The 23982-nt window shown below is 64.4% G+C and carries 24 protein-coding genes; 11 read left to right on the forward strand and 13 right to left on the reverse strand.

The annotated features are described in order from the left end of the window. Position 1: 1 nt before the first annotated feature. Positions 2-442 carry a GNAT family N-acetyltransferase gene (locus ACIPUD_RS25895; RefSeq protein ID WP_085353367.1) on the reverse strand — a complete coding sequence of 147 codons (441 nt, stop codon included), beginning with the start codon at positions 440-442 and terminating at the stop codon, positions 2-4. Next, positions 442-1941 carry an NAD(P)H-hydrate dehydratase gene (locus ACIPUD_RS25900; RefSeq protein WP_446481789.1) on the reverse strand — a complete coding sequence of 500 codons (1500 nt, stop codon included), beginning with the start codon at positions 1939-1941 and terminating at the stop codon, positions 442-444. The genes ACIPUD_RS25895 and ACIPUD_RS25900 overlap by 1 nt, the downstream gene beginning before the upstream one ends. 381 nt (positions 1942-2322) lie before the next feature. Between ACIPUD_RS25900 and ACIPUD_RS25905 the strand changes: the two genes are divergently transcribed. Both ACIPUD_RS25905 and glnA read left to right on the forward strand, forming a co-directional pair. Further along, entirely contained in the window at positions 2323-2661 is a 339-nt protein-coding gene (locus tag ACIPUD_RS25905) for a P-II family nitrogen regulator (RefSeq protein WP_007603495.1), read from the forward strand. 149 nt (positions 2662-2810) lie between these two features. Further along, positions 2811-4220 carry a type I glutamate--ammonia ligase gene (gene glnA / locus ACIPUD_RS25910; protein ID WP_007603494.1) on the forward strand — a complete coding sequence of 470 codons (1410 nt, stop codon included), beginning with the start codon at positions 2811-2813 and terminating at the stop codon, positions 4218-4220. 318 nt (positions 4221-4538) lie between these two features. Here glnA and ACIPUD_RS25915 read toward each other — a convergent pair whose 3' ends face one another. Together ACIPUD_RS25915 and ACIPUD_RS25920 are read right to left on the reverse strand one after the other, a co-directional pair. Further along, on the reverse strand, positions 4539-5312 hold the full coding sequence (locus ACIPUD_RS25915) for a gamma-glutamyl-gamma-aminobutyrate hydrolase family protein (protein WP_018455114.1): 774 nt from the start codon (positions 5310-5312) through the stop codon (positions 4539-4541). Between the two features lie 90 nt (positions 5313-5402). Continuing rightward, positions 5403-6107, reverse strand: coding sequence for a hypothetical protein (locus ACIPUD_RS25920; RefSeq protein ID WP_446481790.1), 705 nt, complete (start codon positions 6105-6107; stop codon positions 5403-5405). Positions 6108-6243: 136 nt separating this feature from the next. Between ACIPUD_RS25920 and ACIPUD_RS25925 the strand changes: the two genes are divergently transcribed. Then, a complete protein-coding gene (locus ACIPUD_RS25925) occupies positions 6244-7380 on the forward strand; it encodes an AI-2E family transporter (RefSeq protein WP_039799329.1) in 1137 nt (378 codons plus the stop codon). Positions 7381-7386: 6 nt separating this feature from the next. Here the strand turns inward: ACIPUD_RS25925 and ACIPUD_RS25930 are convergent, their stop codons facing one another. The 6 genes from ACIPUD_RS25930 to ACIPUD_RS25955 all read right to left on the reverse strand — a co-directional run bounded on the left by ACIPUD_RS25930 (position 7387) and on the right by ACIPUD_RS25955 (position 11072). Continuing rightward, positions 7387-7683, reverse strand: coding sequence for an antibiotic biosynthesis monooxygenase family protein (locus tag ACIPUD_RS25930; protein ID WP_018455117.1), 297 nt, complete (start codon positions 7681-7683; stop codon positions 7387-7389). Positions 7684-7784: 101 nt separating this feature from the next. Next, positions 7785-8021 carry a hypothetical protein gene (locus ACIPUD_RS25935; RefSeq protein ID WP_446481791.1) on the reverse strand — a complete coding sequence of 79 codons (237 nt, stop codon included), beginning with the start codon at positions 8019-8021 and terminating at the stop codon, positions 7785-7787. Between the two features lie 57 nt (positions 8022-8078). After that, positions 8079-9311, reverse strand: a complete 1233-nt coding sequence (locus ACIPUD_RS25940; protein ID WP_018455119.1) for a GGDEF domain-containing protein — start codon at positions 9309-9311, stop codon at positions 8079-8081. A 229-nt stretch (positions 9312-9540) separates the two neighbouring features. Then, complete coding sequence (rpsI, locus tag ACIPUD_RS25945; RefSeq protein WP_007603485.1) at positions 9541-10020, reverse strand: 30S ribosomal protein S9; 480 nt, start codon at positions 10018-10020, stop codon at positions 9541-9543. A 1-nt stretch (position 10021) separates the two neighbouring features. Further along, positions 10022-10486 carry a 50S ribosomal protein L13 gene (gene rplM / locus ACIPUD_RS25950; RefSeq protein WP_446481792.1) on the reverse strand — a complete coding sequence of 155 codons (465 nt, stop codon included), beginning with the start codon at positions 10484-10486 and terminating at the stop codon, positions 10022-10024. Positions 10487-10643: 157 nt separating this feature from the next. Beyond that, the gene (locus tag ACIPUD_RS25955; RefSeq protein ID WP_007603483.1) at positions 10644-11072 is read right to left on the reverse strand and encodes a PaaI family thioesterase; all 429 of its coding nucleotides are present in this window, start codon (positions 11070-11072) and stop codon (positions 10644-10646) included. An 86-nt stretch (positions 11073-11158) separates the two neighbouring features. Here ACIPUD_RS25955 and ACIPUD_RS25960 point away from each other — a divergent pair, with 86 nt between their 5' ends. From ACIPUD_RS25960 to ACIPUD_RS25975, 4 genes are all read left to right on the forward strand, one after another. Further along, positions 11159-11983 (forward strand): enoyl-CoA hydratase, encoded by an 825-nt coding sequence (locus ACIPUD_RS25960; RefSeq protein ID WP_446481793.1) that lies wholly within the window; start codon positions 11159-11161, stop codon positions 11981-11983. Between the two features lie 117 nt (positions 11984-12100). Beyond that, positions 12101-12685 (forward strand): CoA-binding protein, encoded by a 585-nt coding sequence (locus ACIPUD_RS25965; protein WP_085384765.1) that lies wholly within the window; start codon positions 12101-12103, stop codon positions 12683-12685. 138 nt (positions 12686-12823) lie between these two features. Then, entirely contained in the window at positions 12824-14104 is a 1281-nt protein-coding gene (locus ACIPUD_RS25970) for an O-acetylhomoserine aminocarboxypropyltransferase (RefSeq protein WP_446481794.1), read from the forward strand. Positions 14105-14223: 119 nt separating this feature from the next. Then, the gene (locus tag ACIPUD_RS25975; RefSeq protein ID WP_085362104.1) at positions 14224-14568 is read left to right on the forward strand and encodes a hypothetical protein; all 345 of its coding nucleotides are present in this window, start codon (positions 14224-14226) and stop codon (positions 14566-14568) included. Between the two features lie 13 nt (positions 14569-14581). Here the strand turns inward: ACIPUD_RS25975 and ACIPUD_RS25980 are convergent, their stop codons facing one another. Further along, complete coding sequence (locus ACIPUD_RS25980; RefSeq protein ID WP_085362103.1) at positions 14582-15664, reverse strand: COX15/CtaA family protein; 1083 nt, start codon at positions 15662-15664, stop codon at positions 14582-14584. Between the two features lie 93 nt (positions 15665-15757). Here ACIPUD_RS25980 and ACIPUD_RS25985 point away from each other — a divergent pair, with 93 nt between their 5' ends. After that, positions 15758-15979 carry a DUF2842 domain-containing protein gene (locus ACIPUD_RS25985; RefSeq protein ID WP_007603477.1) on the forward strand — a complete coding sequence of 74 codons (222 nt, stop codon included), beginning with the start codon at positions 15758-15760 and terminating at the stop codon, positions 15977-15979. Positions 15980-16000: 21 nt separating this feature from the next. On the opposite strand, the gene ACIPUD_RS25990 is transcribed toward ACIPUD_RS25985, so the two are convergent. Further along, complete coding sequence (locus tag ACIPUD_RS25990) at positions 16001-17044, reverse strand: polysaccharide deacetylase family protein (protein ID WP_446481795.1); 1044 nt, start codon at positions 17042-17044, stop codon at positions 16001-16003. A gap of 126 nt (positions 17045-17170) precedes the next feature. Here ACIPUD_RS25990 and ACIPUD_RS25995 point away from each other — a divergent pair, with 126 nt between their 5' ends. Continuing rightward, complete coding sequence (locus ACIPUD_RS25995) at positions 17171-18352, forward strand: GNAT family N-acetyltransferase (protein WP_247336897.1); 1182 nt, start codon at positions 17171-17173, stop codon at positions 18350-18352. 183 nt (positions 18353-18535) lie between these two features. Here the strand turns inward: ACIPUD_RS25995 and ACIPUD_RS26000 are convergent, their stop codons facing one another. Further along, on the reverse strand, positions 18536-20812 hold the full coding sequence (locus ACIPUD_RS26000) for a GumC family protein (protein ID WP_446481796.1): 2277 nt from the start codon (positions 20810-20812) through the stop codon (positions 18536-18538). Positions 20813-21015: 203 nt separating this feature from the next. On the opposite strand from ACIPUD_RS26000, the gene ACIPUD_RS26005 reads away from it, so the two are divergent. Further along, positions 21016-22149, forward strand: coding sequence for a glycosyltransferase family 4 protein (locus ACIPUD_RS26005; protein WP_085362135.1), 1134 nt, complete (start codon positions 21016-21018; stop codon positions 22147-22149). A 120-nt stretch (positions 22150-22269) separates the two neighbouring features. Then, positions 22270-23820, forward strand: coding sequence for an undecaprenyl-phosphate glucose phosphotransferase (locus ACIPUD_RS26010; protein ID WP_446481797.1), 1551 nt, complete (start codon positions 22270-22272; stop codon positions 23818-23820). Positions 23821-23982 lie beyond the last annotated feature (162 nt).

Genomic DNA, 23982 nt, shown 5'->3' on the forward strand with positions numbered 1-23982 from the left:
GCTATCGGCCACGCGTCCAAAGATAGCGAGCGTCCGGTTCTTTCTCCTCGTTTCGGGTCCCGTTGGTCTGCTCGATCAGCGTGAACCCGCGCGCTTCATAGAAGCGGCGCGCCAACGCGTTGCGCTGGAAGGTCCAGAGCTCCAGCTGTTCGCTGGCCTGCTTGGCGATATCGAGGAGTTCGGTGCCGACGCCGCGCCCTTGAACAGCAGGAAGCACGTAAAGCTGCTCGACCCAGCCGTCACGGACAGCGATGATTCCGCTCAGTACATCGGCATCGAAGCGTCCCCACACGCGGCACGTCGCCAAGACATGCTCGCGGTAGAACCAGCGGTCCTCATCCGGCGTATGCAGCCCAGCAAGCCAGGGCATCGCATGGTCGAATGCAGCCCGGTGAACCTGCGCCGCCGCGCCCATATCGATGAGCGCGAGCGGCCTGAGCATTAGTACTCGATCCCCAGCGCATGATAGATCCGTCGGTGCACGGCGGGCAGCGTCTCGGTGAGATCCTCCGCGATCAGGCCCGGCCCCGCCTCGCTCGCCGCTTCGCCATGCATCCACACCGCGATGCTGGCTGCTTCGAACGCCGGGACGCCCTGCGCAAGGAGGCCTGCGATGATGCCGGCGAGGACGTCGCCGGCACCCGCGGTGGCGAGCCAGGGCGGAGCGTTGGCGGCGATGGTGGCGCGGCCGTCGGGCGCGGCAATCGTGGTGTCGGCGCCCTTCAGCAGCACGACCGCGCCGGAGCGCTCGGCGGCGGCGCGCACGCGCTCGATCTTCGAGCGCCCCGGATGTTTATTGCTGATGTCGGAGAACAGCCGCGGGAACTCGCCCTCGTGCGGCGTCAGCACCACCGCCTTGTCCTGCGACGTCTTGATCGATTCGAACAGGCGCTCGGGATTGGCGGCAAAGCTCGTCAGCGCATCCGCGTCGAGCACCAGGCGCCGCTGGGAGGTAAGCGCCGTGTGGACGAGATCGCAGGTGCGCTCGCCGACGCCCGCGCCAGGGCCGATGATGCAGGTGTTGTAACGCTTGTCGCCGAGCAGCTCGCCGAACTCGATGGCGGTATCGACGGGGTGAACCATCACCGCGGTGAGCGCAGCCGCATTGATCGCCAGCGCATCACGCGGCGTGGCCAGAGTCACCAGGCCCGCGCCGGCGCGCAGCGCCCCGCGCGCGGCGAGCCGCGCCGCACCGGTCGCCGCCGCATCGCCCGAGACCGCCAGCACATGACCTCGCGCGTATTTATGGCCGTCGATGCGCGGCACCGGAAAGGCCGAGCCCCAGAAGTCCGGATCGTTCTCAAAAATCCGCGGCGCGATCTCGTCCAGCACCTGCGCCTCGATGCCGATGTCGGCGACGCGGACGTGACCGCAATGCATGCGCCCCGGCAGCAGCAGATGCGCCGGCTTCTTGCGGAAGAAGGTGATGGTCTCGGCGGCGTTCACGGCCACGCCCAGCACGGCCGCGCTGGTGCCGTTGATGCCGCTCGGCAGGTCGACCGCGAGCACCGGCGCACCATTGGCGTTGATCGCCTCGATCATCTCACGCGCCTCGCCCTCGACGGGACGGCTGAGGCCCGCGCCGAACAGCGCATCGATGATCAGCGCCGGTCGCCCGATCGCCTGCGGGTTGAACGGGAGCACCGGGTGTTTCCAACCACGCGCGGCCGAGGCCGCGTCGCCCTGGAGCTGGTCCCGCTCGCACATCAGGATCACCGAGACCTCGCGGCCTTGCGCGGCGAGCTCGGCGGCTGCGACAAAACCGTCCCCGCCGTTGTTGCCCGGGCCGGCCACGATCAGGATTGGCCCCTCCTCCACCAGCGCGTGGGCGGCCTCGGCGACCGCCTGACCGGCGCTGAGCATCAGCTTGAAGCCGGGGGTGCCTGCCGCAATGCTGAGCTGGTCGGCGCGCTGCATTTCGGCGTTGGTCAGAACTTCCATGCCACTTCCCTGTCCAAAAGCCTTTTCAAGAGGCACGTTCCGCACCGGGCCATCCGGCGGAACGACGATCTGCACAGATATTGAACCGTTTGCCTATTTCGTAGTCTGCGGTATTTTGTGCGGGTCGGCGCCCACCTATCAGAGCTGCACGTTAAAGGGCTGATAACGCTCCAATAATCAGGGCATTTGCAACTTGGCATAGACCCTGCTTTCGCGGAAGTCGCTTCGGTTCGTCGTGCTCACTGGCATTTATCAGGGTGTGGCCGGCCGTTGTTGCCGGATTGGTCAGGGATCCCGGCATAGCGAAGACAAGATCATGCGTTAAGAAAAGCGCATCCTGACGAAGACGTTGCTATTGTTCGAAAGGCCGGGAGGCGCGCAGTGAAGAAAATCGAAGCCATCATCAAGCCATTCAAGCTCGACGAGGTGAAGGAAGCGCTTCAGGAAGTCGGCCTTCAGGGCATCACCGTCACCGAAGCCAAGGGCTTCGGCCGGCAGAAGGGTCACGCCGAGCTGTACCGCGGCGCAGAATACATCGTCGACTTCCTGCCCAAGGTGAAGATCGAGATCGTGATCGGCGACGATCTGGTAGAGCGCGCCATCGACGCAATCCGCCGCGCCGCGCAAACCGGGCGCATCGGCGACGGCAAGATTTTCGTCTCCAACATCGAAGAGGCGATCCGCATCCGAACCGGCGAATCCGGGCTGGACGCTATCTGAGCCGGGTGCTATCCCGCATTTTGCGACATTCTGACAAGAAATAGGCTGCTTCGGCGGCCTCATTTTGTTTGTGCCTCGCGCGCCTCAAGAAGCGTGAACACGGTCGCTCGAAGTTTGGAAACCGACCCGCAGAGCCAAAAGGGGTATGCATGAAGACCGCCAAAGACGTCCTGAAATCGATCAAGGACAACGACGTCAAATACGTCGACCTGCGCTTCACCGATCCGCGCGGCAAGTGGCAGCACGTCACCTTCGACATCAGCATGATCGATGAGGACATTTTCGCCGAAGGCACGATGTTCGACGGCTCATCGATCGCCGGCTGGAAGGCGATCAACGAGTCCGACATGTGCCTGATGCCCGATCCGGTGACCGCGACGATCGATCCGTTCTTCGCCGAGACCACCATGGTCATCACCTGCGACGTGCTCGAGCCGACCACCGGCGAGCCCTACAACCGCGATCCCCGCGGCATCGCCAAGAAGGCCGAGGCGATGGTGAAGTCGATGGGCGTTGGCGACACCGTCTTCGTCGGCCCCGAAGCCGAATTCTTCGTGTTCGACGACGTGCGCTTCTCCGCCAATCCCTACAGCACCGGCTTCCGCCTCGACTCCTCGGAGCTGCCGACCAACTCCGACACCGAATATGAAGGCGGCAATCTCGGCCATCGTGTCCGCACCAAGGGCGGCTACTTCCCGGTGCCGCCGCAGGATTCCGTGCAGGACATGCGCTCGGAGATGCTCGGCGCCATGGCCAAGATGGGTGTGAAGGTCGAGAAGCACCATCACGAAGTCGCCTCCGCCCAGCACGAGCTCGGCATGAAGTTCGACACGCTGACGCTGATGGCCGACCACATGCAGATCTACAAATACTGCATCCACCAGGTCGCGCACATCTACGGCAAGACCGCCACCTTCATGCCGAAGCCGGTCTTCGGCGACAACGGCTCGGGCATGCACGTGCACCAGTCGATCTGGAAGGACGGCAAGCCGGTGTTCGCCGGCAACAAATACGCCGACCTGTCGGAGACCTGCCTCCACTACATCGGCGGCATCATCAAGCACGCCAAGGCGATCAACGCCTTCACCAATCCGTCGACCAACTCCTACAAGCGTCTGGTCCCGGGCTATGAGGCTCCCGTGCTGCTCGCCTATTCCGCGCGCAACCGCTCGGCCTCCTGCCGGATCCCCTACACTGCTTCGCCGAAGGCCAAGCGTGTCGAGGTGCGCTTCCCCGATCCGCTCGCCAATCCCTATCTCGGTTTCGCCGCGATGCTGATGGCTGGCCTCGACGGCATCAAGAACAAGATCGATCCGGGTCCGGCGATGGACAAGGACCTCTACGATCTGCCGAAGGAAGAGCTGAAGCAGATCCCGACGGTGTGCGGCAGCTTGCGCGAGGCGCTCGAAAACCTCGACAAGGACCGCGGCTTCCTGAAGAACGGCGGCGTGTTCGACGACGATTTCATCGACGCCTATATCGAGCTGAAGATGACCGAAGTCGCCCGCTTCGAAATGACCCCGCACCCGGTCGAGTTCGAGATGTACTATTCGGGCTAGGCGGCCCGAACGACCACGACGCACGAAAGGCGCCCCTCGGGGCGCCTTTTTTGTGGTCATCGAGTTTCGTTCTGCGTCTGACTCCATTTCGTTCTCAAAGAACGAATCGGAATCGAGAAAACTGGCGCGCATCAATTCTTGATATCTGGTTTATTGCGCCCGAGAGATCGCGAGCGCTGTTGGTAATTCGCAGGATGCATTCAGCGCCGCGAAATCCATCCTGGAGACTAGTTCTCGTGCCTGTTTGCGAAAATCGCCAATCCTCCGCCGCCGGTCGCAACGATCGATAGCCTTATAGGCCTCGGCGCAGCCCCGCAGCTACGCCGCCGCGCGCTGCTTCGCCACCATGGCCTGACCGAACGCCTCGAACAGTTTTCGGTTGATCGGATTGTGCTGCGGGTCGTATTCGGCGTGCCATTGCACGCCGAGCGCAAAGGTCTTGGCTTCCGCGATGCGGATCGCCTCGATGGTGCCGTCCTCGGCAATGCCCTCGATCAGCACGCGCTTGCCGGGATCGAGGATGCCCTGGCCGTGCAGCGAATTGACCCTGATCTTGTCACAGCCGAGCAATTCCGCGAACGCGCCGCCCGGTGTCAGATCGACGTCGTGACGATCGGCGAACACCACTGTCGGGTCGGGATGGATCTCACCATTCTCAAGCCTTGGCATGCGATGGTTCATGCGGCCCGGGATTTCGCGGATCTCGGGATGCAGCGAGCCGCCGAAGGCGACGTTCATCTCCTGGAGGCCCCTGCAGATGCCGAACAGCGGGATACCGCGGGCAACGCAGGCGACCGAGAGCGCCAGCGCCACCTCGTCGCGGTGGATGTCGTAGGGCTCGTGCGCCTCACACGGATCGACGTTGAAACGGGTCGGATGGACGTTGGCGCGGGCGCCGGTGAGCACGATTCCGTCGACGGTATCGAGCAGCGCGCCGATATCGGTGATGTCGGGCGAGCCCGCGAACATCACCGGCAGGCCGCCGGAAACCTCGGCCACGGCGCGCAGATTACGCTCGCCGACCATCTGGACCTGAAATCGATTCTCAACGCGATGGGCGTTCCCGATCACGCCGACGACCGGCTTTCTCATCTCCCGTTCAGACCTCTCGCCGAAGACGATTCTCCAAACATGCCCCTGGGGTGGAACAAATTCAACAGAAGGGTACGCGGGACGGCAATGCTATTTTCGCGCAAATGCCTCCCGGGCCACGATCGCGCCGCCAAGGGGCAGGCCGGCGGTCTTCAGCGCGGTCGCCGCCGGGTCGCCCGGCGCAGCCAACCAGGGCAGTTTCGTCTCGATTCCGCGCGTCACGGGCTCCCCGAGCGCGCCACCGAAATCGATCGGCCAAAGCCCGTTGGGCACTATTTCGGCGGTAAGGCCACGGAGTGCGTAACCGTCGCCCAGCACCGCCTCCACATGGTCGCCGGCGACAAGGCGCGCGGTCGTAGGGTCCAGGGGATCGCCAAAGCTCACCAGCACGGGCATTAGGTCGCCCTGCACCGCGACGACGCCGGTCTGCCGGTTGAGCTCGTTGAACGAGACGCGGTTGCCTCGCGCAGCGCCATAAGCGCGGAGCGCGACATAGTTGATGTCGTCGAGATCGAGCTTCGCGCCCTGCTGATGCGCGAGCAATGCCACCACATTCTTTCCCCGGCCGAGGTCGACGAACACGGCCTCGCCGCGCATCGTGGTGCGGCCGCCCCGGCTATAGCCGCGATCGGGCACGACGGACAGAATGCCCGACCCGGTCTTGATCCCGTCAGGCGTCGTCACCTCGACCCCGAGGCGATATTTGTGACCGGGCCGATTGATCCGGATCTGGTCGCCAATCACGAGCACGGCCAGAAGCCCGAGCAGACCCACCCATTTGCTGATGAAACTCAAGCGCGCCCCACCTGTTCTCTCCTCGTCGGTCTGCACCGTTCATACGGCAGCGTCAAACCAGCGCGTTGACGCGGTCTTGATCAAAAGCGTGTTTGTCGAAAGGGTGCCCCCCGTTCCACCTAAAGGCCATTGCGTGATCACATTCCCGAATGAACGACCCCCGACCCGTTTTGATCTGGCTTGGGGCATTTCGGTCGGCGGCATCGGTGTGGTGCTGTTCGCCGTGCTGCTCGCGTTCTCCTGGTACTTCGCGACCACCCTGCTCCTGATCTTCGCCGGGGTGCTGCTGGGCCTTGGGCTCAACGCGCTGACCAACGCGCTTGGCCGGCACGCGCGTCTTCCGCATACGCTGCGGCTCGCGATCGTCTGCTTGGCCCTCGCGCTGATGCTCGCGGGCATCGCATATCTCGGCGGCGCCACCATCGCCGATCAGGCGGCGGGACTCAGCAAAACCATCAAATCCCAGATCGGCAACGTCAAATCATTCCTGGACAATCACGGCATCGACACCAGCTTCTTCGATTTCGGGAGCTCCGGACCCGGTTCGTCTCCCGACGCGCAACCGGAGCCGACGCCGTCGGCCGGCACGGCGTCGCGCGGGGCAATACCCGGCGCAGGCGCCCTTGCCTCCAGCGGCGGGGCGATCGTGAGCCAGACGTTCAAGCTGCTGCTTGGCACCATCCACGGCGTGGGAAACATCTTCATCGTGCTGTTTCTGGGAGTTGCCTTCGCCGCCCAACCCAGCGTCTATCGCGAGGGATTGCTGTTCATCGCGCCTGCAAAACATCGCGCGCGCACGGCCGTCATCATCGACCGCGTCAGCGAGACACTTGAACGATGGCTGATCGCACAGATGATCGTCATGCTCGCGGTCGGCGCGGTAACCTGGATCGGGCTTCTCATCATCGGCATCCCGGGCTCCTTCATTCTCGGGATTCAGGCGGGACTGCTCGGCTTCATTCCGACCGTCGGCGCCATCATAGCCGGCGTCGTGGTCGTGCTGGCGAGCCTCGCCTCAGGATGGATTCCGGCGCTGTCGGCGTTTCTCCTCTTCATGGGCGTCCACGCCATGGAGAGCTACGTGCTGACGCCCCTGCTGCAGCGGCAGGCACTGGACATTCCGCCGGCCACGCTGTTCGCGTTCCAGATCCTGCTCGGCGTCGTGTTCGGGATCTGGGGCCTGGCGCTGGCGCTGCCACTGGTCGCCATCGCCAAAGTCGTGATCGACCATTTCAAGACGTATGAAGCGCCGCCTCTGGCGGAGGCGGCCTGAGCCGCCTCAGGTGATGAGCACGGTTTCGGTGTGCTCCACCTCAGGCGGTGCCGCAAAATACTGGCCGACGAGGCCGCGCCATTCGGTGAAATTCTCGGAGCCGCGAAAATCGACGGTGTGGTTCTCGAGCGTCTCCCACTTCACCATCAGACGATAGCGCTGCGGCTTCTCGATCGATTTGTGCAGCTCGAAACCGTGAAAACCCTTGGAGCGGCCGAAAGCGGCCTTCGCCTTGGCAACGGCGGCCTCAAAATCCTTCTCGCTGCCCGGCTTGACGTCGATTTGCGCGATCTCGGTGATCATCTGTTTCCACCCATTTTGTTCGATGGGCGTGTCTACCGCAGCCCGCGACAAAGAAAAAGGCGCCGAAACGGCGCCCTGCCCGGTCCAAGAATGCAGATCACTCAGGCGAGCAGCAGAACGGTGCCCACCACCATCAGCGCACAACCGGCGAACAACGCGAGCGGCCAGTAATTGCGGCCTTGCGTGTAGCGCCCCTGGGCGCGGCGCTCGGTGATCAGCGCGCTCTCGTATTCGTCCGCGGTCGAGAACAGGCACGCGAAGCCGCCGCGTGCCGAAGTCGCCGCGGCTTCGAGCGACATCAAGGCGGTCTGCGGGTTCCGTCGACGGATCGATTCCATGACCGCAATGGTAGGGATCGAATGGTAAACAGGGGATTACCGCGAGGCCTCCTTTGCCTAGGCGGTCGCCGGCTGCGCTTTGGACTGCGTGTTGGGCACGCCGATCCGCGCGGCGCTCTGGCGGCGCCAGTTCTCCAGCGACAGTGGCAGCTCCTCCGCCGACTCGACGCGGTTTCGGCCGCCGCGCTTGGCCTGGTAGAGCGCGGTGTCGGCCGAGGCCAGCAGCACTTCGAGCTCGGTGCCGGCCGGACCGCCGGCGACGCCGATGCTGACGGTGGTGTCGACCGGGCCCTCGTCGACGACGACGCCGGAGGTCTCGAAGGCCTCGCGCACGCGCTCAGCGACCAGCACGCCCTCCTCGAGCGAACACGGCAGGAGGGCGGCGAACTCCTCGCCGCCGATGCGACCCGACATGTCGCTGATGCGCAGATTGCTGACGACGACGGTCGAGAACAGTTTCAGCATCTCGTCGCCGGCGGGATGGCCGAACCGGTCGTTGATCGACTTGAAATGATCGATATCGAAGATCATCACGGTCACGGGACGTCCGGCCTTTGCCTCGCGCTCGATCACGCGCCCGCAGGCTTCCGAGAAGCCGCGGCGGTTGAGCATGCCGGTCAGCGGATCGGTGGAGGCGGCGGTCCGGTGCGCGGTGACGGTGCGCTCGGACACCAGCATGAAGATCACGAACACGGTGCCGACGGCATAAAGCACGAGCTCGACCGCGAACACGGTGACCCAGATGCTGCTGGCGAAACCCGCATCGTGCGGACGCAGGAAGCTGCCGAGCACGATCGGCAGCATCAAGACGCAGCCGTGCATCACCGGCACCACGAAGGCCGGCCAGCGCCGTTGCAGGCTCTTGCGTCGCTCGACCCAGAGCTCGCTGGCGGTCAACGCCGCATAGACCGACACGATGCCGGCGCCGACGATCATGCGCAGCATGGACGCGGCGGGATCGAGCAACGTGGCGGCAGCGACCCAGGCGAGCGCGCCGACCAGGAGACCCGGCCAATTCGGCTTGCGGCCGTGGAAGACGCGCGCCGCATTCCACACCATGCCGCACGCGACGAAGCCGACCGCGTTCAGCGCAAGGTAAAGATGCGGCCCCAATCTGTCGCCCGCCGCCGTCCAGAGCGCGACCGATGCGGCGCCGAGGAGATAGGCGGTGCCCCACCATTTCAGCGCAGCGCTATTCTCCTGCCTTCCGAAAAACACCATCATGGCGCCGAGCAGTGCGGCGACCATGGTGGCGACCAAATAGAGCGTGATGCTATCGAGCGACATCATGTCGGCCCCCTTCTAGACATAGCAGTTACGCGATCGGATCAACCGATTTGCGCGCCCTTCCAAAAGCGACGCTATGTCCCGCGGGTTCCATTCAGGTTTTCATGCGAGCCCAAGTTTTCAGGAAACACGTCATCAATTTGCATACAAACGAACAGCAAAAAGGGCGCTGAAATCAGCGCCCTTTTGCATCTCATTGAAGCCGCTTTCGCGACGAATGCGACCGATGCGATTAACGCTTCGAGAACTGGAAGGACCGGCGGGCCTTGGCCTTGCCGTACTTCTTGCGCTCGACCACGCGGGAGTCGCGGGTGAGGAAGCCGCCCTTTTTGAGCACGGTGCGCAGCTCCGGCTCGAAATAGGTCAGTGCCTTGGAGATGCCGTGACGGACGGCACCGGCCTGGCCGGACAGACCACCGCCGGCGACGGTGCAGATCACGTCATACTGGCCGGACCGCGCGGCCACGGAGAACGGCTGCTCGATCATCATGCGCAGCACGGGACGGGCGAAATAGACCTCGACCTCGCGCGCGTTGACCGTGACCTTGCCGGCGCCTGGCTTGATCCAGACGCGGGCGACCGCGTCCTTGCGCTTGCCGGTGGCATAGGCGCGGTTGAACTTGTCGACTTTCTTCTCGTGCTTGGGCGCGTCGGGCGCGGCCGCCGTCTTGAGCTGCGAGAGCTGGTCGAGCGACTGGATGGATTCGGCCATGTTATGCGGCCCTCGTGTTCTTGCGGTTCAACTTGGCGATGTCGATCTTCTCGGGCGTCTGGGCATCGTGCGGATGATCGGCGCCGCCATAGACGCGGAGGTTGCCCATCTGGACGCGACCGAGCGGGCCACGCGGGATCATGCGCTCGACGGCCTTCTCGAGCACGCGCTCGGGATGCTTGCCCTCGAGGATCTGGCGCGCGGTGCGCTCCTTGACGTGGCCGACATAGCCGGTGTGCTTGTAATAGGTCTTCTGCTCGCGCTTGCGGCCGGTGAGAACCGCATGCTGCGCGTTGATGATGATGATGTTGTCGCCGCAATCAACGTGCGGGGTGTAGGTCGGGAGGTGCTTGCCGCGCAGGCGCATGGCGACGATGGTGGCGAGACGGCCGACGACCAGACCCTTGGCGTCGATCAGTACCCACTTCTTCGTCACCTCAGCCGGCTTTGCCGAAAAGGTTTTCATGTCAGAGTTTCCGTGAACGGGGAGCATCGGCGCGAACACCGCACCGGACTGGCGGTTTTCTAGAGAACAGAGGCGCCGCGGTCAATGCCCAAAGGCGGAATTTACTTGTTCAATATCAACGACTTAGAAATATGGTATTAAGATACCCGTAAAAAGTTCAAACGTTTGGAATGGAATAGGTCGAGGTGACATGCGCAATCGGATCGGGCGAGGTGCCGGACAATAGCTTCACCTCACCGACTGCGAGGCGCTTGCCGAGCTTGAGCAGCCGCGCCTCCGCCAGCACGTCCTGCCCGGGCTGGCCCTTGCGCAGGAAGTTAATGTTGAGATTGGTGGTCACCGCGAGCCCGATCGGCCCGATCGCGGACAACAGCACCACGTACATCGCGAAATCGGCGAGCGCCATCAGGGTCGGGCCGGACACGGTTCCACCCGGCCGCAGCATCTTTTCGCTATAGCGCTGACGCAAAAGGCAGGCCTGACCGTCCGCGCTCTCGATCGTGATGTCGTCGCCGCTGAAGGCCTGGGGAAACTCGTTGCGGAGGAACTGCTCGAGCTCCGCCACGCTCATTTTCGCTAACGCCATGCTGCCCCTCACCCTCGCTTCACGTCCCCTGTTACATTAAGTTATCTGCGTCATCCAATCGCAATAATCCAACCGGAAACGCTTTGATGTCCGTCCAGGCCGCCCGCGCCCCCTCCCCGCAACTGCCGATCCTGCTGCGCGAGACCGTCGGCCCTATCGCGGTCCTGACCCTGAACCGCCCGGCCGCCCGCAACAGCCTGTCGGCGGCGATGATCGCAAGCCTGCATGCCGAGCTCAACGAGATCCGCGACGACAAGTCCGTCCGCGGCGTCGTGATCGCGGCCAACGGTCCCGCCTTCTCCGCCGGCCACGACATGAAGGAGCTGACCGCGCGTCGCGCCGACCCGGATCGCGGCCGTGCCTTCTTCGCCGAGATGATGACCGCCTGCAGCGCGATGATGCAGGCGATCGTGCACCTGCCCAAGCCCGTGGTCGCATCCGTCCAGGGCATCGCCACTGCCGCCGGCTGCCAGCTCGTGGCCAGCTGCGATCTCGCGATCGCCTCGGAAGCAGCACACTTCGCCACTCCGGGCGTCGACATCGGCCTGTTCTGCGCGACGCCAATGGTGGCGCTGTCGCGCAATGTGCCGCGCAAGCAGGCGATGGAGATGTTGCTGACAGGCGAGCCGATCCCGGCCGCACGCGCTCGCGAGATCGGGCTCGTCAATCGTGTCGTCGCCGCCGGCAGCGAGCGCCATGCCGCCATTGCGCTCGCCGAACAGGTCGCGCTGAAATCCGCCTATACCGTCAAGCTCGGCAAGGAGGCGTTCTACCGCCAGGCCGAGATGAACCTTGCAGATGCCTATCGCTATGCGGCAGAGGTGATGACCGAGAACATGATGGCGCGCGACGCCGAGGAAGGCATTGGCGCCTTCATCGAGAAGCGCACGCCGACATGGCGGGATGAGTAATTCGTCATTGCGAGCGAAGCGAAGCAATCCAGAATCCCTCCTCGGAGACAGACTGGATTGCTTCGTCGCTTCGCTCCTCGCAATGACGGCGAAAGATGAGCCCGAAAAGATGAGCCAATGAACCACGACGCCTATCCCGACAATTACATCCGGGGCATCCTCAACAACGTGAAATCGATCGCGATGGTCGGCGCCTCGCCGGCCAACGTGCGGCCGAGCTATTTCGCGTTCAAATATCTGGCCCAGCGTGGCTACGACATGATCCCGGTCAATCCCGGCCATGTCGGCAAGGAGCTGCTCGGAAAACCCTTCGTCGCCTCGCTGTCCGACATCGGCCGTCCCGTCGACATGATCGACATTTTCCGCAACTCCAGCCACATCATGCCCGTGGTCGAGGAAGCCCTCACGCTCGATCCGCTGCCGATGGTGATCTGGATGCAGTTGGGGGCACGCGACGACGCGGCGGCGCTGAAGGCGGAATCGGTCGGTATCAAGGTGGTGATGAACCGCTGCCCCAAGATCGAATATGGCCGCCTGTCGTCGGAGATCTCGTGGATGGGCGTCAATTCACGCACGCTGAGCTCGAAACGCGCTCCGGTGCCGACGCAGGGCATGCGGCTATCCCTCAATCGGATGAGTGTCGGCGGCGGCGAAACCGCGGCATCGGACCGCGCCGCCAAAAACAAGACCGAGCAAAGCTGACGCAGTTGCGAAGGTTTCATTTCGCGAACGCGACAATGCGTAGCACGATCGTTCCGATGTGAAGCCGCGCCTTGACGGCAGCCGCGGCGCCAATCAGCATGCCGCGCGATTTCAGACCACGAGAACAGGACGCCCTCAATGAGCGATCGCCTTCCGGGATTTTCGACCCTCGCCGTGCATGCCGGTGCACAGCCCGATCCCACCACTGGTGCGCGCGCGACTCCGATCTATCAAACGACGTCGTTCGTCTTCAACGACGCCGACCACGCCGCCTCTCTGTTCGGCCTGCAGGCCTTCGGCAACATCTATACCCGCATCGGCAATCCCACCAACGCGGTGCTGGAAGAGCGCGTCGCAGCACTCGAAGGCGGCACGGCCGCGCTGGCGGTGGCCTCGGGCCATGCCGCGCAGGTCGTGGTGTTGCAGCAATTGCTCCAGCCCGGCGACGAGTTCATCGCCGCGCGAAAGCTTTATGGCGGCTCGATCAACCAGTTCACCCACGCGTTCAAGAGCTTCGGCTGGAACGTGGTGTGGGCCGATCCCGACGACATCGCGAGCTTCGAGCGCGCGGTCACGCCGCGCACGAAAGCGATCTTCATCGAGTCCATCGCCAATCCCGCCGGCAGCATCACCGACATCGAGGCGATTTCGACGGTGGCGCGCAAGGCGGGCGTCCCGCTGATCGTCGACAATACGCTGGCCTCGCCCTATCTGATCCGCCCGATCGACCACGGCGCCGACATCGTCGTGCACTCGCTGACGAAATTTCTCGGCGGCCACGGCAATTCGATCGGCGGCATCATCGTCGATGCCGGCACTTTCGACTGGTCGACAGGCGGCAAATATCCGATGCTATCGGAGCCGCGGCCCGAATATCACGGCATCCGGCTCCAGGAGACGTTTGGCAATTTCGCCTTCGCGATCGCCTGCCGCGTGCTCGGCCTGCGCGACCTCGGACCCGCGCTGTCGCCGTTCAACGCCTTCATGATCCTCACCGGCATCGAGACATTGCCGCTGCGCATGCAGAAGCACTGCGACAATGCGAAAGCGGTCGCCGAATTCCTCGCCGGCCATCCGGCGGTGGCCGCGGTGAACTATGCGGGCCTTGCAAGCGACAAGTACCACCAGCTCGCGCGCAAATACGCGCCGAAGGGTGCCGGCGCCGTGTTCACCTTCAGCCTGAAGGGCGGCTACGATGCGGGCGTCAGCCTGGTGTCGAAGTTGCAGCTGTTCTCGCATCTGGCCAATGTCGGTGACACCCGCTCGCTGGTCATCCATCCGGCCTCGACCACGCACAGCCAGCTCGACGACGCCGCTAAGGTCAAGTCCGGCGCCGGCCCCGACGTGGTGCGGCTCTCGATCGGCATCGAGGACAAGGAAGATTTGATCGCCGATCTGGAACAGGCGCTGGGCACGTAGCTGTCCTGGTCATTCCGGGGCGCCTGAGTGCGCCCCGGAATATGGCTCCAGTTAACAGTCATTAACCATATCTGCCGCATACATCGTCACTGGATCGCCCCTTTGATTCGGAGCCGACGATGCTGCGCTGGATGGTGCCTGCGCTTGCGGCGATGCTGACGGTCTCAGCTGCGATTGCCGCCGATTTGCCGGCCACGCCAAAGCGGCGGGCGGCCGCTCCGCCACAGGAGCCGCCGCAGGTCTATGTCGAGACCGATCCGGATGCGCTGATCTCGCCGGCCTACGGCATCGGCAGCTACATCCGCAATTTGCCGGGTACGCCACTGCTCCCGGGCTCCCACACGCTGCCGGGCTATTACGGCCGCCCCTGGGACTACGATTACCAGGGCGCGTATTACGGCGGGAAGCAGGTCGATTATTTCTGGCGCCTGCCCTACTCGTGCGGCATCTACGGCTATTGCTGAAGAGCAGATCCGATCAGCCGGCCTGACCGACGGGAACGGCGCGCGGCTGCGCTTCGGTTGCGCCACGCGGCGCGAGCCGCTCTGTCTGCATCACCGCAAGCGTCAGCACCACGATCGCAACTGCCTGATGCGCGAGCGCGAGATCAATCGGCACCTGGTTGAGCAGCGTGAGGATGCCGAGCACGCCTTGCAGGCTGACCGCGCCCAGCAGCAAGAGCGCGCCGCTTGCCGCAGAACCCGCGCGTGAACGGACCGCATCGAACGCGTGCAACGCCGCCAGCGCGAACAGCGCATAGGCCGTCATGCGGTGCTCGAACTGCACCGTCAGCACATTGTCGAACATGTTGCGCCACCACGGCGTCTCGAACCACAGCCGTTCCGCCGAGGGAATGAACGCGCCGTCGATCTGCGGCCAGGTGTTGTAGGCGCGGCCCGCGCGCAGGCCCGCAACCAGAGCACCAAAATAGATCTGGATAAAGGTCACCGCGAGGAGCAAGGCGCTGGTAAAGCGCAGCCGCGACGATGCTGCGATCTGCGGACGCCCGGCGAGCCGCCGCACCGTCCAGACGATGCCGGCGAAGATCACGAGCGCGAGCATAAGATGTGTCGCCAGCCGATATTGCGACACCTCGACGCGTTCGGACAGCCCCGAGGCCACCATCCACCAGCCGACCGCGCCCTGGAGGCCGCCGAGCCCAAACAATAGCCACAGCCGCCGCTTCAACTCACCGGACAGGCCGCCGCGCCAGAGGAAGAACAGGAACGGCAACAGATAGGCGACGCCGATGAAACGGCCGAGCAGCCGATGGCTCCATTCCCACCAGAAGATCTCCTTGAACTCGGACAGGCTCATGCCGGCGTTGAGCTCGCGATATTGCGGGATCGTCTTGTAGGCCTCGAAGGCCGCCGTCCACTGCGCTTCCGAAAGTGGCGGCACGCTGCCCGTGACCGGCTTCCACTCGACGATCGAGAGCCCGGATTCCGTCAGCCGCGTTGCGCCTCCGACCAGTACCATCAGCGCGATCAGCGCAGCCACTGAGATCAGCCACCAGCGCACGGCGCGATACGGCTCGGACGGGGCGGAATTCGTCGTCATTCGAGGCAAAACCAGAGCTTGAACCGGACTGCGTGCCCCTTATAGTCCCCCGCTCCCGCAGCGCAAGTTACGCGAAAGCCGCGATATTCCGTCATGACGATCCGCACTCGCAAGTTCCTCGGCACCATCCTGCTCCTGGTGCTCGCCACCGTCTGGGCACTGCTCGGCATGGCGCTGGCGCAGATGCCGTGGATCGCGGAGTCCGGCTGGCGCCAGGCCATCTATTATGTGGTGGTCGGCATGGGCTGGGTGCTGCCGGCCATGCCGATCGTGAGCTGGATGCAGCGGCCCGATCGGGCCAAGTCGAGTTCGTAGCGCTTCCAGTTCGTAGCGCTTCTAGGTCGCAGCAGTCCCGGTCGGCTTCACCGGCGCAAAAGCGACCCCCGACACCAGCACCCGCATCATGCGCAGCGAGCGCACCCGGCCATCCCAGGAAATGCGCGGCAGCGCGCGCAGATTGGTGCGTCCCTCCGCGTCCACCACGCCCGGGATCGTCGTCACCGCGCTGGCAAAACCGGCCTCCTCCGCCATGATGACATGGCTGCGCCGGAACGAGGCGCGATCACCGAACGGAAAGGCGAGATGCCGGATGTCGCGATCGAAGGCCGCTTCCGCGACTGCCTTGCCCATCGTCATCTCGCGCCGCGCGGCCGCATCCTTCATGTTGGCGAGAACGGGATAGTTCACGGTCGCACTGCCGATTGTCACCAGCGGATCGGCCGAAAGCCTTGCCATATCCTCCCAATTCATCGATGCCTCGCGTGAGAGCGCGGCAAGGTCGACCCGGTAGCGCGTGCAGAGGTCTGCGATCGCAGCCGACACATCCGCCGGCGGCAGCGAGCGCAGCCAGGCCTCGAGGAACGAAAACAGCGCCTGCTTCTCCGCGTTGCCAGTCACAGTGAAGCGCTGCTCCTTCTCGCCCATCAAGAGACTGACACGGCTCTCGCGCGCGATCACCCGTTCGAGTCCGAGCCACCAGGCCTCACCGACGCCGTCGGGAAACGCCGTGGGCACATAGATCGTGAAGGGCACGGCGTGGCGCGCCAGCACCGGATAGGCAAAGTCGATCAGATCCTTGCCGGCGCCGTCGAAGGTGAGTGCCACGAAGCGCCGCTGTTCCGACAGCGTCACCGCGCGCCGGCAGACCTCGTCCATGCCGACGAAATCATAGTTCCACCGCTTCAGCGCGCGAATGGCGCGATCGAGGAAATGCGGCGTGATCTCGTTCTCGCGCAGCGGCTGAAACCCGCCGCGCCGGCGCGACCGCACATGCGCAAAGCGCAGGATGGCGCCGGCTCCACGACTGCGCAGCGCAGCCTGGCCCGTGAACCAGGTCAGCTCAAGTCGCAGCCGTTCCAGCCATCTGTCGTCGGATGCCAATGTCCCACCTCGCGCCCGTCGGCGGCCGGTCCCCTCTTATAGTCATTACCCTTTGTTGACATTTCTTTGCAAAGGTCGGCCACAGGCCGAATTACGCATATTTTTGATTTCTCGACAGGTTCGCGAATGACCATGGCTGCGGCGATGCAAAGCCGGACGGCAGAATTGCCAGCGCAGTCGAAAGCGGGCCGCATCGCGCATGTCGATATCGTGACCGATCTCGGCGCGGCCGAGGCCGTCTGGCGCGCCTTCGAGCAGCCCGGTCATCTCTTCACGCCCTATCAGCGATTTGATCTGCTCAGTCCCTGGCAGCGTCTGGTCGGCGAGCAGGAACGCGCCCGCCCCTTTATCGTCATTGCCCGCGACTCCGAGCATCGGCCGCTGCTGCTGCTGCCGCTCTCGCTGCGCCAAAGCCACGGCGTGCGCACCGCCTGCTTCATGGGCGGCAAGCATACGACCTTCAACATGGGCTTGTGGAACGCCGAATTTGCAGCGCAGGTCGCCAGCGGTGATCTCGACGCGCTGCTTGCGCCGCTCAACGAACATGCCGACGTGCTCGCACTGACGCAGCAGCCGCTGCACTGGAAGGACCAGCAGAACCCGTTCGCGCATTTGCCGCGCCAAAGCGCGATCAACGGCTGCCCGCTGCTCACGATGGAACCGGGCGGTCCGCCGGCATCGCGGATCAGCAACTCCTTCCGCCGCCGCCTCAAGAGCAAGGAGAAGAAGCTCCAGGCGCTCGCCGGCTATCGCTATCATTTGGCGACCACCGATGCGGACATCACCCGCCTGCTCGACTGGTTCTTCCGTATCAAGCCGGCTCGGATGGCCGAACAGAAGCTGCCCAACGTCTTCGCAGAGCCCGGCGTCGAGCAATTCGTCCGCAGCGCCTGCCTTGCACCACGCGGCGACGGCCGCGTCATCGACATCCACGCGCTCGAATGCGACGACGAGGTGATCGCAATCTTCGCTGGCGTCGCAGACGGCCAGCGCTTCTCGATGATGTTCAACACCTACACAATGTCCGAGCACGCCCGCTACAGCCCCGGGCTGATCCTGATGCGCTACATCATCGACCGCTGCGCCGAGCGCGGCTACCGCTCGCTCGACCTCGGCATCGGCTCGGACGAGTACAAGCGGATGTTCTGCAAGGACGACCAGGACATCTTCGACAGTTTCGTTCCGCTGACGTCACGCGGAAAGCTCGCGGCCATGGCGATGTCCTCGCTGAGCCACGGCAAGCGGCTGGTGAAACAGAACCAGATGTTGTTCGACCTGGCGCAGCGGCTGCGGCGAGCGTTCGGGTAGCTCTCGCCATTGCACGACTGCCCACCTTCTCCCCTTGTGGGAGAAGGTGGCGCGAAGCGCCGGATGAGGGGTTGTATCAGCAAGTCAAAATGCGAGAGGCACGCGCGGAGAGAGACCCCTCACCCGTCTCGCCGCTATCGCGGCGAGCCACCCTCTCCCACAGGGGGAGAGGGTAAGAAACGCCTACGCCGCCACGACGCGCGGCGCGTCCCTCGCATCCGACGGCTGCACCGGTCTGTTCAGCATCGTCACTTCATTGAATCCGACGGCGCTGAGCTGCTCGCACATCAGTGCGCGCGCATCCGGCGCCATCGACGCGTCGGGCACGACGACGGCGCGGGCATTCGCCGTCAGGAGCTCCGCAGGAAGGTCGGAGGCACTGCCGGCATCGAGCAGCACGTGGTCGTAGGCGCGCAGCAGCGCGTCGATCGCGAGCGTCACGCGGGGCGACTGCAACAGGCTGCGATCGAAGCCGGGGCGGCCTGCCATGACCAGATGCAGCCGCGAGAGCTTGTCCCGGGTGATGATCTGCGCGAACGACGCCTCGCCCTGCATCAGTTCGGCGAGGCCGGGTGCCGAGGCATCGACGGACACGGCGGCCATGGTCGGCGAGGACGCGGCGAGATCGACCACGACGACCCGCGCATCGCGCGCCAGGTGCCGGGCCAATGTCAGCGTCGACAGCGTGATGGCTTCGCCGCTCGCAGTGCCGAGCACCGTGACCTTCTTCGCCATGGCTCCGGCGGCGCGCAGGCTGTCGGCCAGATGCTCGATCTCCGCGAATTCGGCGACATCGGCATCGGCCGTCATCTCCGGCTGCAGCGGCGCGGGTTCTGCCATGACCGGATCGACGACCGGATCGGCGAAGGGCTCGACGACCTCCGGTTGGACGATTTGTTCCTGGCGAGCCGACGCCCGCGTCAGGGCTGGCGTGAACACCGCCACCGCACGGGGCGCGGTCTGGCGCAACAACTCTCCGGTGACGACGACGCCCGACGAGAGCAGCAGTGTCGCGATCGTCGCGATCAGCACGATCGGCAGCTTCTTCGGATAGGCCGGCGTGTTCGAGACGACGGCGCGCGAGATGATGCGGCCATCCGTCGGCGCGGTGTCGATGGTCTCGCGGGTGTTGGCCTCACGGTACTTCGCGAGATAGGTTTCGAGCAGGTCGCGCTGCGCCTTGGCCTCACGCTCGAGGGCGCGGAGCTGCACGTCCTGGCCGTTGGTGGCCGTCGCCTGCTTCTTGAGCTGCTCGAGGCTCGCCGACAATTCCTGAACGCGCCCGCTGGCGGCGCGCGCATCGTTTTCGAGCGTGCGGGCGAGCTTGGCGGCCTCGTCGCGGATCTGGGTGTCGAGGTCGGCGAGCTGCGCCTTCAACTCCTTGATGCGCGGATGGTTGCCGAGCAACGTCGACGATTGCTCGGCCAGCTGGGCCCGCAACGCCACGCGCTGCTGCGAAGGCGTGCGCATCGATTCCGAGTTCAAAATTTCCGACGATTCGATCGGTTTGCCGCTCTGGATCATCTCGCGGATCAGGCGCGCCTTGGACTCGGCATCGGCCTTGAGCGCGCGCGCATTGTTGAGCTGGGTGTTGACCTCGCCCATCTGCTGGTTCGATAGCGTCGTGTTGTTGGTGCCGACGAACAGGCTCGACTTGGAGCGGAAGTCCTCGGCCTTCGCTTCGGCCTCGGAGACATTCCGTCGCAGCTCGTCGATCCTGCCGGCATACCACTGGCTGGCGTTTCGGGCCTGGTCCTGGCGCGCATCCTGCTGGAGCACGAGATAGCCGTCGGCGATCGAATTGGCGACGCGCACGGCGAGATCGGGATCGGCAGACTGGAATTCGATCACGATGACGCGTGACTTGTCGACGGCGTAGGCCTGGAGGCGCTCGTAATAGGCGTCCAGCACCCGCTCTTCCGGCGTCATCGAGAACGGATCGCGGCCGATGCCGACCAGCGCCGCAAGAGACTTCAGCGGCGAAACGCCTTGCAGCACCGGATCGAACTCGGGCCGCTCCGCAAGCTTGTTCTTCTTGATGATCTCGCGCGCGAGATCGCGCGACAGCACGAGCTGCACCTGGCTGGTGACGGCTTCGGCGTCGAGCGCCTGCCGTTCCTCGGCGCGATCGCTATTGGGCCGCAGAAACACGTTCTCACGGCCGTCGATCAGGATACGCGATTCAGACTTGTAGCGCGGCGTGATGAGATTGACGATTGCGATGGATGCGACGAGCGCCAGCACCGTCGGAACGATGATCCAGCCGCGCTTGCGCGCCAATGCCGCGCCGAGCGCGTGCAGGTCGATGTCGCCGGATTCGACCGGCGCCGGCCGCGGAGCAACGGGCGCAGGCTTTGCTTCAATGCTGGGCTCGAGTTCAGCCCGCTTGGCTGCTGCCTTCGAGACAGCCCGCTTGACCACCGCCTTGTCCTTGCCGGCACGCCAGAACGCTAAACGCATCGAACACTCCCGCAGGCGCAACGCCACGAACCTACCTCAACCAGGGCGATTACACTCCATTAAGGTTGCCGCTGGGTTAATCGCAGCGTCGGGCGGCTCGCGCAGGTGCGTCCGTCACCGTTTGTTAACCACGAGGCCTCTTAATCCGTCTCGATATTTCGTCAGATTGTTCGAGCATTCGCCGTCGAGCGCTGGTTTTGATCATGCCCCCCTCTCCCGACCAGCCGCTTCGCATCCTGCACGCCGTGCGCGCTCCGGTCGGCGGCATCTTCCGCCACATCCTCGACGTCGCCAACGGCCAGGTCGATCGTGGCCATCACGTCGGAATTCTCGCCGACAGTCTCACCGGCGGTGAGCGCGCCGACAAGGCCCTTGCCGAGCTCGCACCGCGGCTGAAGCTCGGCGTGCACCGGATGGCGATCCGCCGCGAACCGTCGCCCGACGATGTGCTGGTCTGGTTCCGCTTGCGGCGCCTGATCGCCACGCTCAAGCCCGACGTCATGCATGGCCACGGCGCCAAGGCCGGCGCTTTCATCCGCATGCGGCGGCGATCCGACGACACCATCCGCATCTACACCCCGCATGGCGGCTCGCTGCATTATCCCCTCAACACCCTCAAGGGCGAGTTTTACGCGCGGCTCGAGCGTGCGCTGATGGATGCGACCGACCTGTTCCTGTTCGAAAGCGCGTTTGCCCGCGACACCTATCAGCGCATCGTCGGCAAGCCGAAGGGCGTGGTGCATTGCGTCTTCAACGGCGTGACGCCGGAGGAATTCGAACCTGTCGTCATGGCCGACGACGCCACCGACCTCGCTTATGTCGGTGAGTTCAGGCACATCAAGGGCGCCGATCTGCTGGTCGACGCGGTGGCGCGCCTGCACGAGGGCGGCAAGAAGGTCACACTCACTCTTGGTGGCGACGGCGAGGAGACCGCCGCGCTGAAAGCGCAGGTCGAGAGGCTCGGCCTCTCCAGCGCCATCCGCTTCATCGGTCACGTCAAGGCACGCTACGGCTTCTCCAAGGGGCGGCTGTTGGTCGTTCCGTCGCGTGGCGATTCCATGCCCTATGTCGTGATCGAGGCCGGTGCCGCCGGCATTCCGATGATCGCGTCCAAGATCGGCGGCATTCCCGAGATTTTCGGCGCGGAGAACCCGGCGCTGTTTGCGCCGAGCAACGCGGAAGCCATGGCGGAGGCGATCGCGGCCGCGCTCGACAATCCGCTGGGAACAGCGCAACGCGCCTTGACGCTTCGCGAGCGCATCTCCGCGCATTTCTCCCAGCAGGCCATGGTCGAGGGCGTGCTCGCGGGCTATCGCGACGCATTTACCAATCACTAACCATTCTTAAGACCCGCTTTAGAGAATCTTCCGATTTGTCCGATAATCCAAGCGCCAGGGGATGCTCGCCCGGGACGCAAGGACGTGGCCCGCGGGTTTTTGGAATGGACGTGGACGCCCGTGGAACCGCTCAACGCACGCTCGATGCTCGATGCCGCGACCAGCGCCGCGGCGAAGCCGGCTGACCGGCCCTTTGTGGAGCGGCGTCAACGGCTCTCGGCCGCCGCGCTCGACGTCGTCAACCAGAAGGTCGCCCGCGCCTATTCGCCGATCGTGATCACCGGCTTCGTGCGCCTCGCCGATTTCGCGCTGCTGAGCCTCGTCGGCATCGTACTCTATCTCGGCTATGTCATGCCGCACGCCGGCTCCTTCAGCTGGATCTATCCCGCGCAGATCATCGCCGTCGCGGTCTCCGCTGTGGTCTGCTTCCAAGCCGCCGACATCTATCAGGTGCAGTTGTTCCGCGGTCAGCTCCGGCAGATGACGCGGATGATCTCGTCCTGGTCGTTCGTCTTCCTGTTGTTCATCGGCATCTCCTTCTTCGCCAAGTTCGGCAGCGAAATATCGCGGCTCTGGCTTGCCGCCTTTTACGTCCTCGGGCTCGCCGCGCTCCTCTGCGAGCGTCTGGTGCTGCGCTCGCTGGTGCGCGCCTGGGGGCGCGAGGGCCGGCTCGACCGCCGCACCATCATCGTCGGCTCCGACCGCAACGGCGAACAATTGGTCGAGGCGCTGAAGCAGCAGGAGGATTCCGACATCCATGTGCTCGGCGTGTTCGACGACCGCAACGACAGCCGCGCGCTCGACACCTGTGCCGGCGCGCGCAAGCTCGGCAAGGTCGACGACATCGTCGAATTCGCCCGCCGCACCCGCGTCGATCTCGTGCTGTTCGCGCTGCCGATCTCCGCCGAGACGCGCATCCTGGAGATGCTGAAGAAGCTCTGGGTGCTGCCGGTGGACATCCGCCTCTCCGCACACACCAACAAGCTGCGCTTCCGCCCCCGCTCCTATTCCTATATCGGCGAGGTGCCGACGCTGGACGTGTTCGAGGCGCCGATCACCGACTGGGACCTGGTGATGAAATGGCTGTTCGACCGCGTGGTCGGCACCCTCGCGCTGCTCGTGGCCTTGCCGGTGATGGGATTGGTAGCGCTGGCCGTGAAGCTCGACAGCCCCGGACCCGTGCTGTTCCGCCAAAAGCGCTTCGGCTTCAACAACGAGCGCATCGACGTCTACAAGTTCCGCTCAATGTACCATCATCAGGCCGATCCGACGGCCTCGAAGGTCGTGACCAAGAACGACTCGCGCGTCACCCGCGTCGGCCGCTTCATCCGCAAGACCAGCCTCGACGAGCTGCCGCAGCTCTTCAACGTGGTCTTCTCCGGCGATCTCTCTTTGGTCGGCCCGCGTCCGCATGCGGTGCAGGGCAAGCTGCAGAGCCGCCTGTTCGACGAAGCCGTCGACGGCTATTTCGCCCGCCACCGGGTCAAGCCCGGCATCACCGGCTGGGCCCAGATCAACGGCTGGCGCGGTGAGATCGACAACGAAGAGAAGATCCAGAAGCGCGTCGAGTTCGACCTCTATTACATCGAGAACTGGTCGGCGCTGTTCGATCTCGTCATTCTGCTGAAGACGCCGATCTCGCTGCTGACCAAGAACGAGAACGCGTATTGAGTTGAATTTTTCCGTCATGCCCCTCCTTGTGCGCTGTTGCGCACTGGGGCGGCGCATCCGGTACTCCGCGGCGCCGGCCGCTTCCGCAATAGACGCCGCGGAGTACTGGATCGCCCAGCCGGGCGATGACAGCGGTATTTGTGGCGTACCAGTTGCGTAAAC

Source organism: Bradyrhizobium sp. CAR08 (genome assembly GCF_052871955.1).

Coding starts and splice junctions, on each gene's coding strand:
- ACIPUD_RS25895 (WP_085353367.1), bottom strand. CDS start 442: ATGCTCAGGCCGCTCGCGCTCATCGATATGGGCGCGGCGGCGCAGGTT.
- ACIPUD_RS25900 (WP_446481789.1), bottom strand. CDS start 1,941: ATGGAAGTTCTGACCAACGCCGAAATGCAGCGCGCCGACCAGCTCAGC.
- glnA (WP_007603494.1), top strand. CDS start 2,811: ATGAAGACCGCCAAAGACGTCCTGAAATCGATCAAGGACAACGACGTC.
- ACIPUD_RS25915 (WP_018455114.1), bottom strand. CDS start 5,312: ATGAGAAAGCCGGTCGTCGGCGTGATCGGGAACGCCCATCGCGTTGAG.
- ACIPUD_RS25930 (WP_018455117.1), bottom strand. CDS start 7,683: ATGATCACCGAGATCGCGCAAATCGACGTCAAGCCGGGCAGCGAGAAG.
- ACIPUD_RS25935 (WP_446481791.1), bottom strand. CDS start 8,021: ATGGAATCGATCCGTCGACGGAACCCGCAGACCGCCTTGATGTCGCTC.
- ACIPUD_RS25940 (WP_018455119.1), bottom strand. CDS start 9,311: ATGATGTCGCTCGATAGCATCACGCTCTATTTGGTCGCCACCATGGTC.
- rpsI (WP_007603485.1), bottom strand. CDS start 10,020: ATGGCCGAATCCATCCAGTCGCTCGACCAGCTCTCGCAGCTCAAGACG.
- rplM (WP_446481792.1), bottom strand. CDS start 10,486: ATGAAAACCTTTTCGGCAAAGCCGGCTGAGGTGACGAAGAAGTGGGTA.
- ACIPUD_RS25955 (WP_007603483.1), bottom strand. CDS start 11,072: ATGGCGTTAGCGAAAATGAGCGTGGCGGAGCTCGAGCAGTTCCTCCGC.
- ACIPUD_RS25960 (WP_446481793.1), top strand. CDS start 11,159: ATGTCCGTCCAGGCCGCCCGCGCCCCCTCCCCGCAACTGCCGATCCTG.
- ACIPUD_RS25965 (WP_085384765.1), top strand. CDS start 12,101: ATGAACCACGACGCCTATCCCGACAATTACATCCGGGGCATCCTCAAC.
- ACIPUD_RS25970 (WP_446481794.1), top strand. CDS start 12,824: ATGAGCGATCGCCTTCCGGGATTTTCGACCCTCGCCGTGCATGCCGGT.
- ACIPUD_RS25975 (WP_085362104.1), top strand. CDS start 14,224: ATGCTGCGCTGGATGGTGCCTGCGCTTGCGGCGATGCTGACGGTCTCA.
- ACIPUD_RS25980 (WP_085362103.1), bottom strand. CDS start 15,664: ATGACGACGAATTCCGCCCCGTCCGAGCCGTATCGCGCCGTGCGCTGG.
- ACIPUD_RS25985 (WP_007603477.1), top strand. CDS start 15,758: ATGACGATCCGCACTCGCAAGTTCCTCGGCACCATCCTGCTCCTGGTG.
- ACIPUD_RS25995 (WP_247336897.1), top strand. CDS start 17,171: ATGACCATGGCTGCGGCGATGCAAAGCCGGACGGCAGAATTGCCAGCG.
- ACIPUD_RS26000 (WP_446481796.1), bottom strand. CDS start 20,812: ATGCGTTTAGCGTTCTGGCGTGCCGGCAAGGACAAGGCGGTGGTCAAG.
- ACIPUD_RS26005 (WP_085362135.1), top strand. CDS start 21,016: ATGCCCCCCTCTCCCGACCAGCCGCTTCGCATCCTGCACGCCGTGCGC.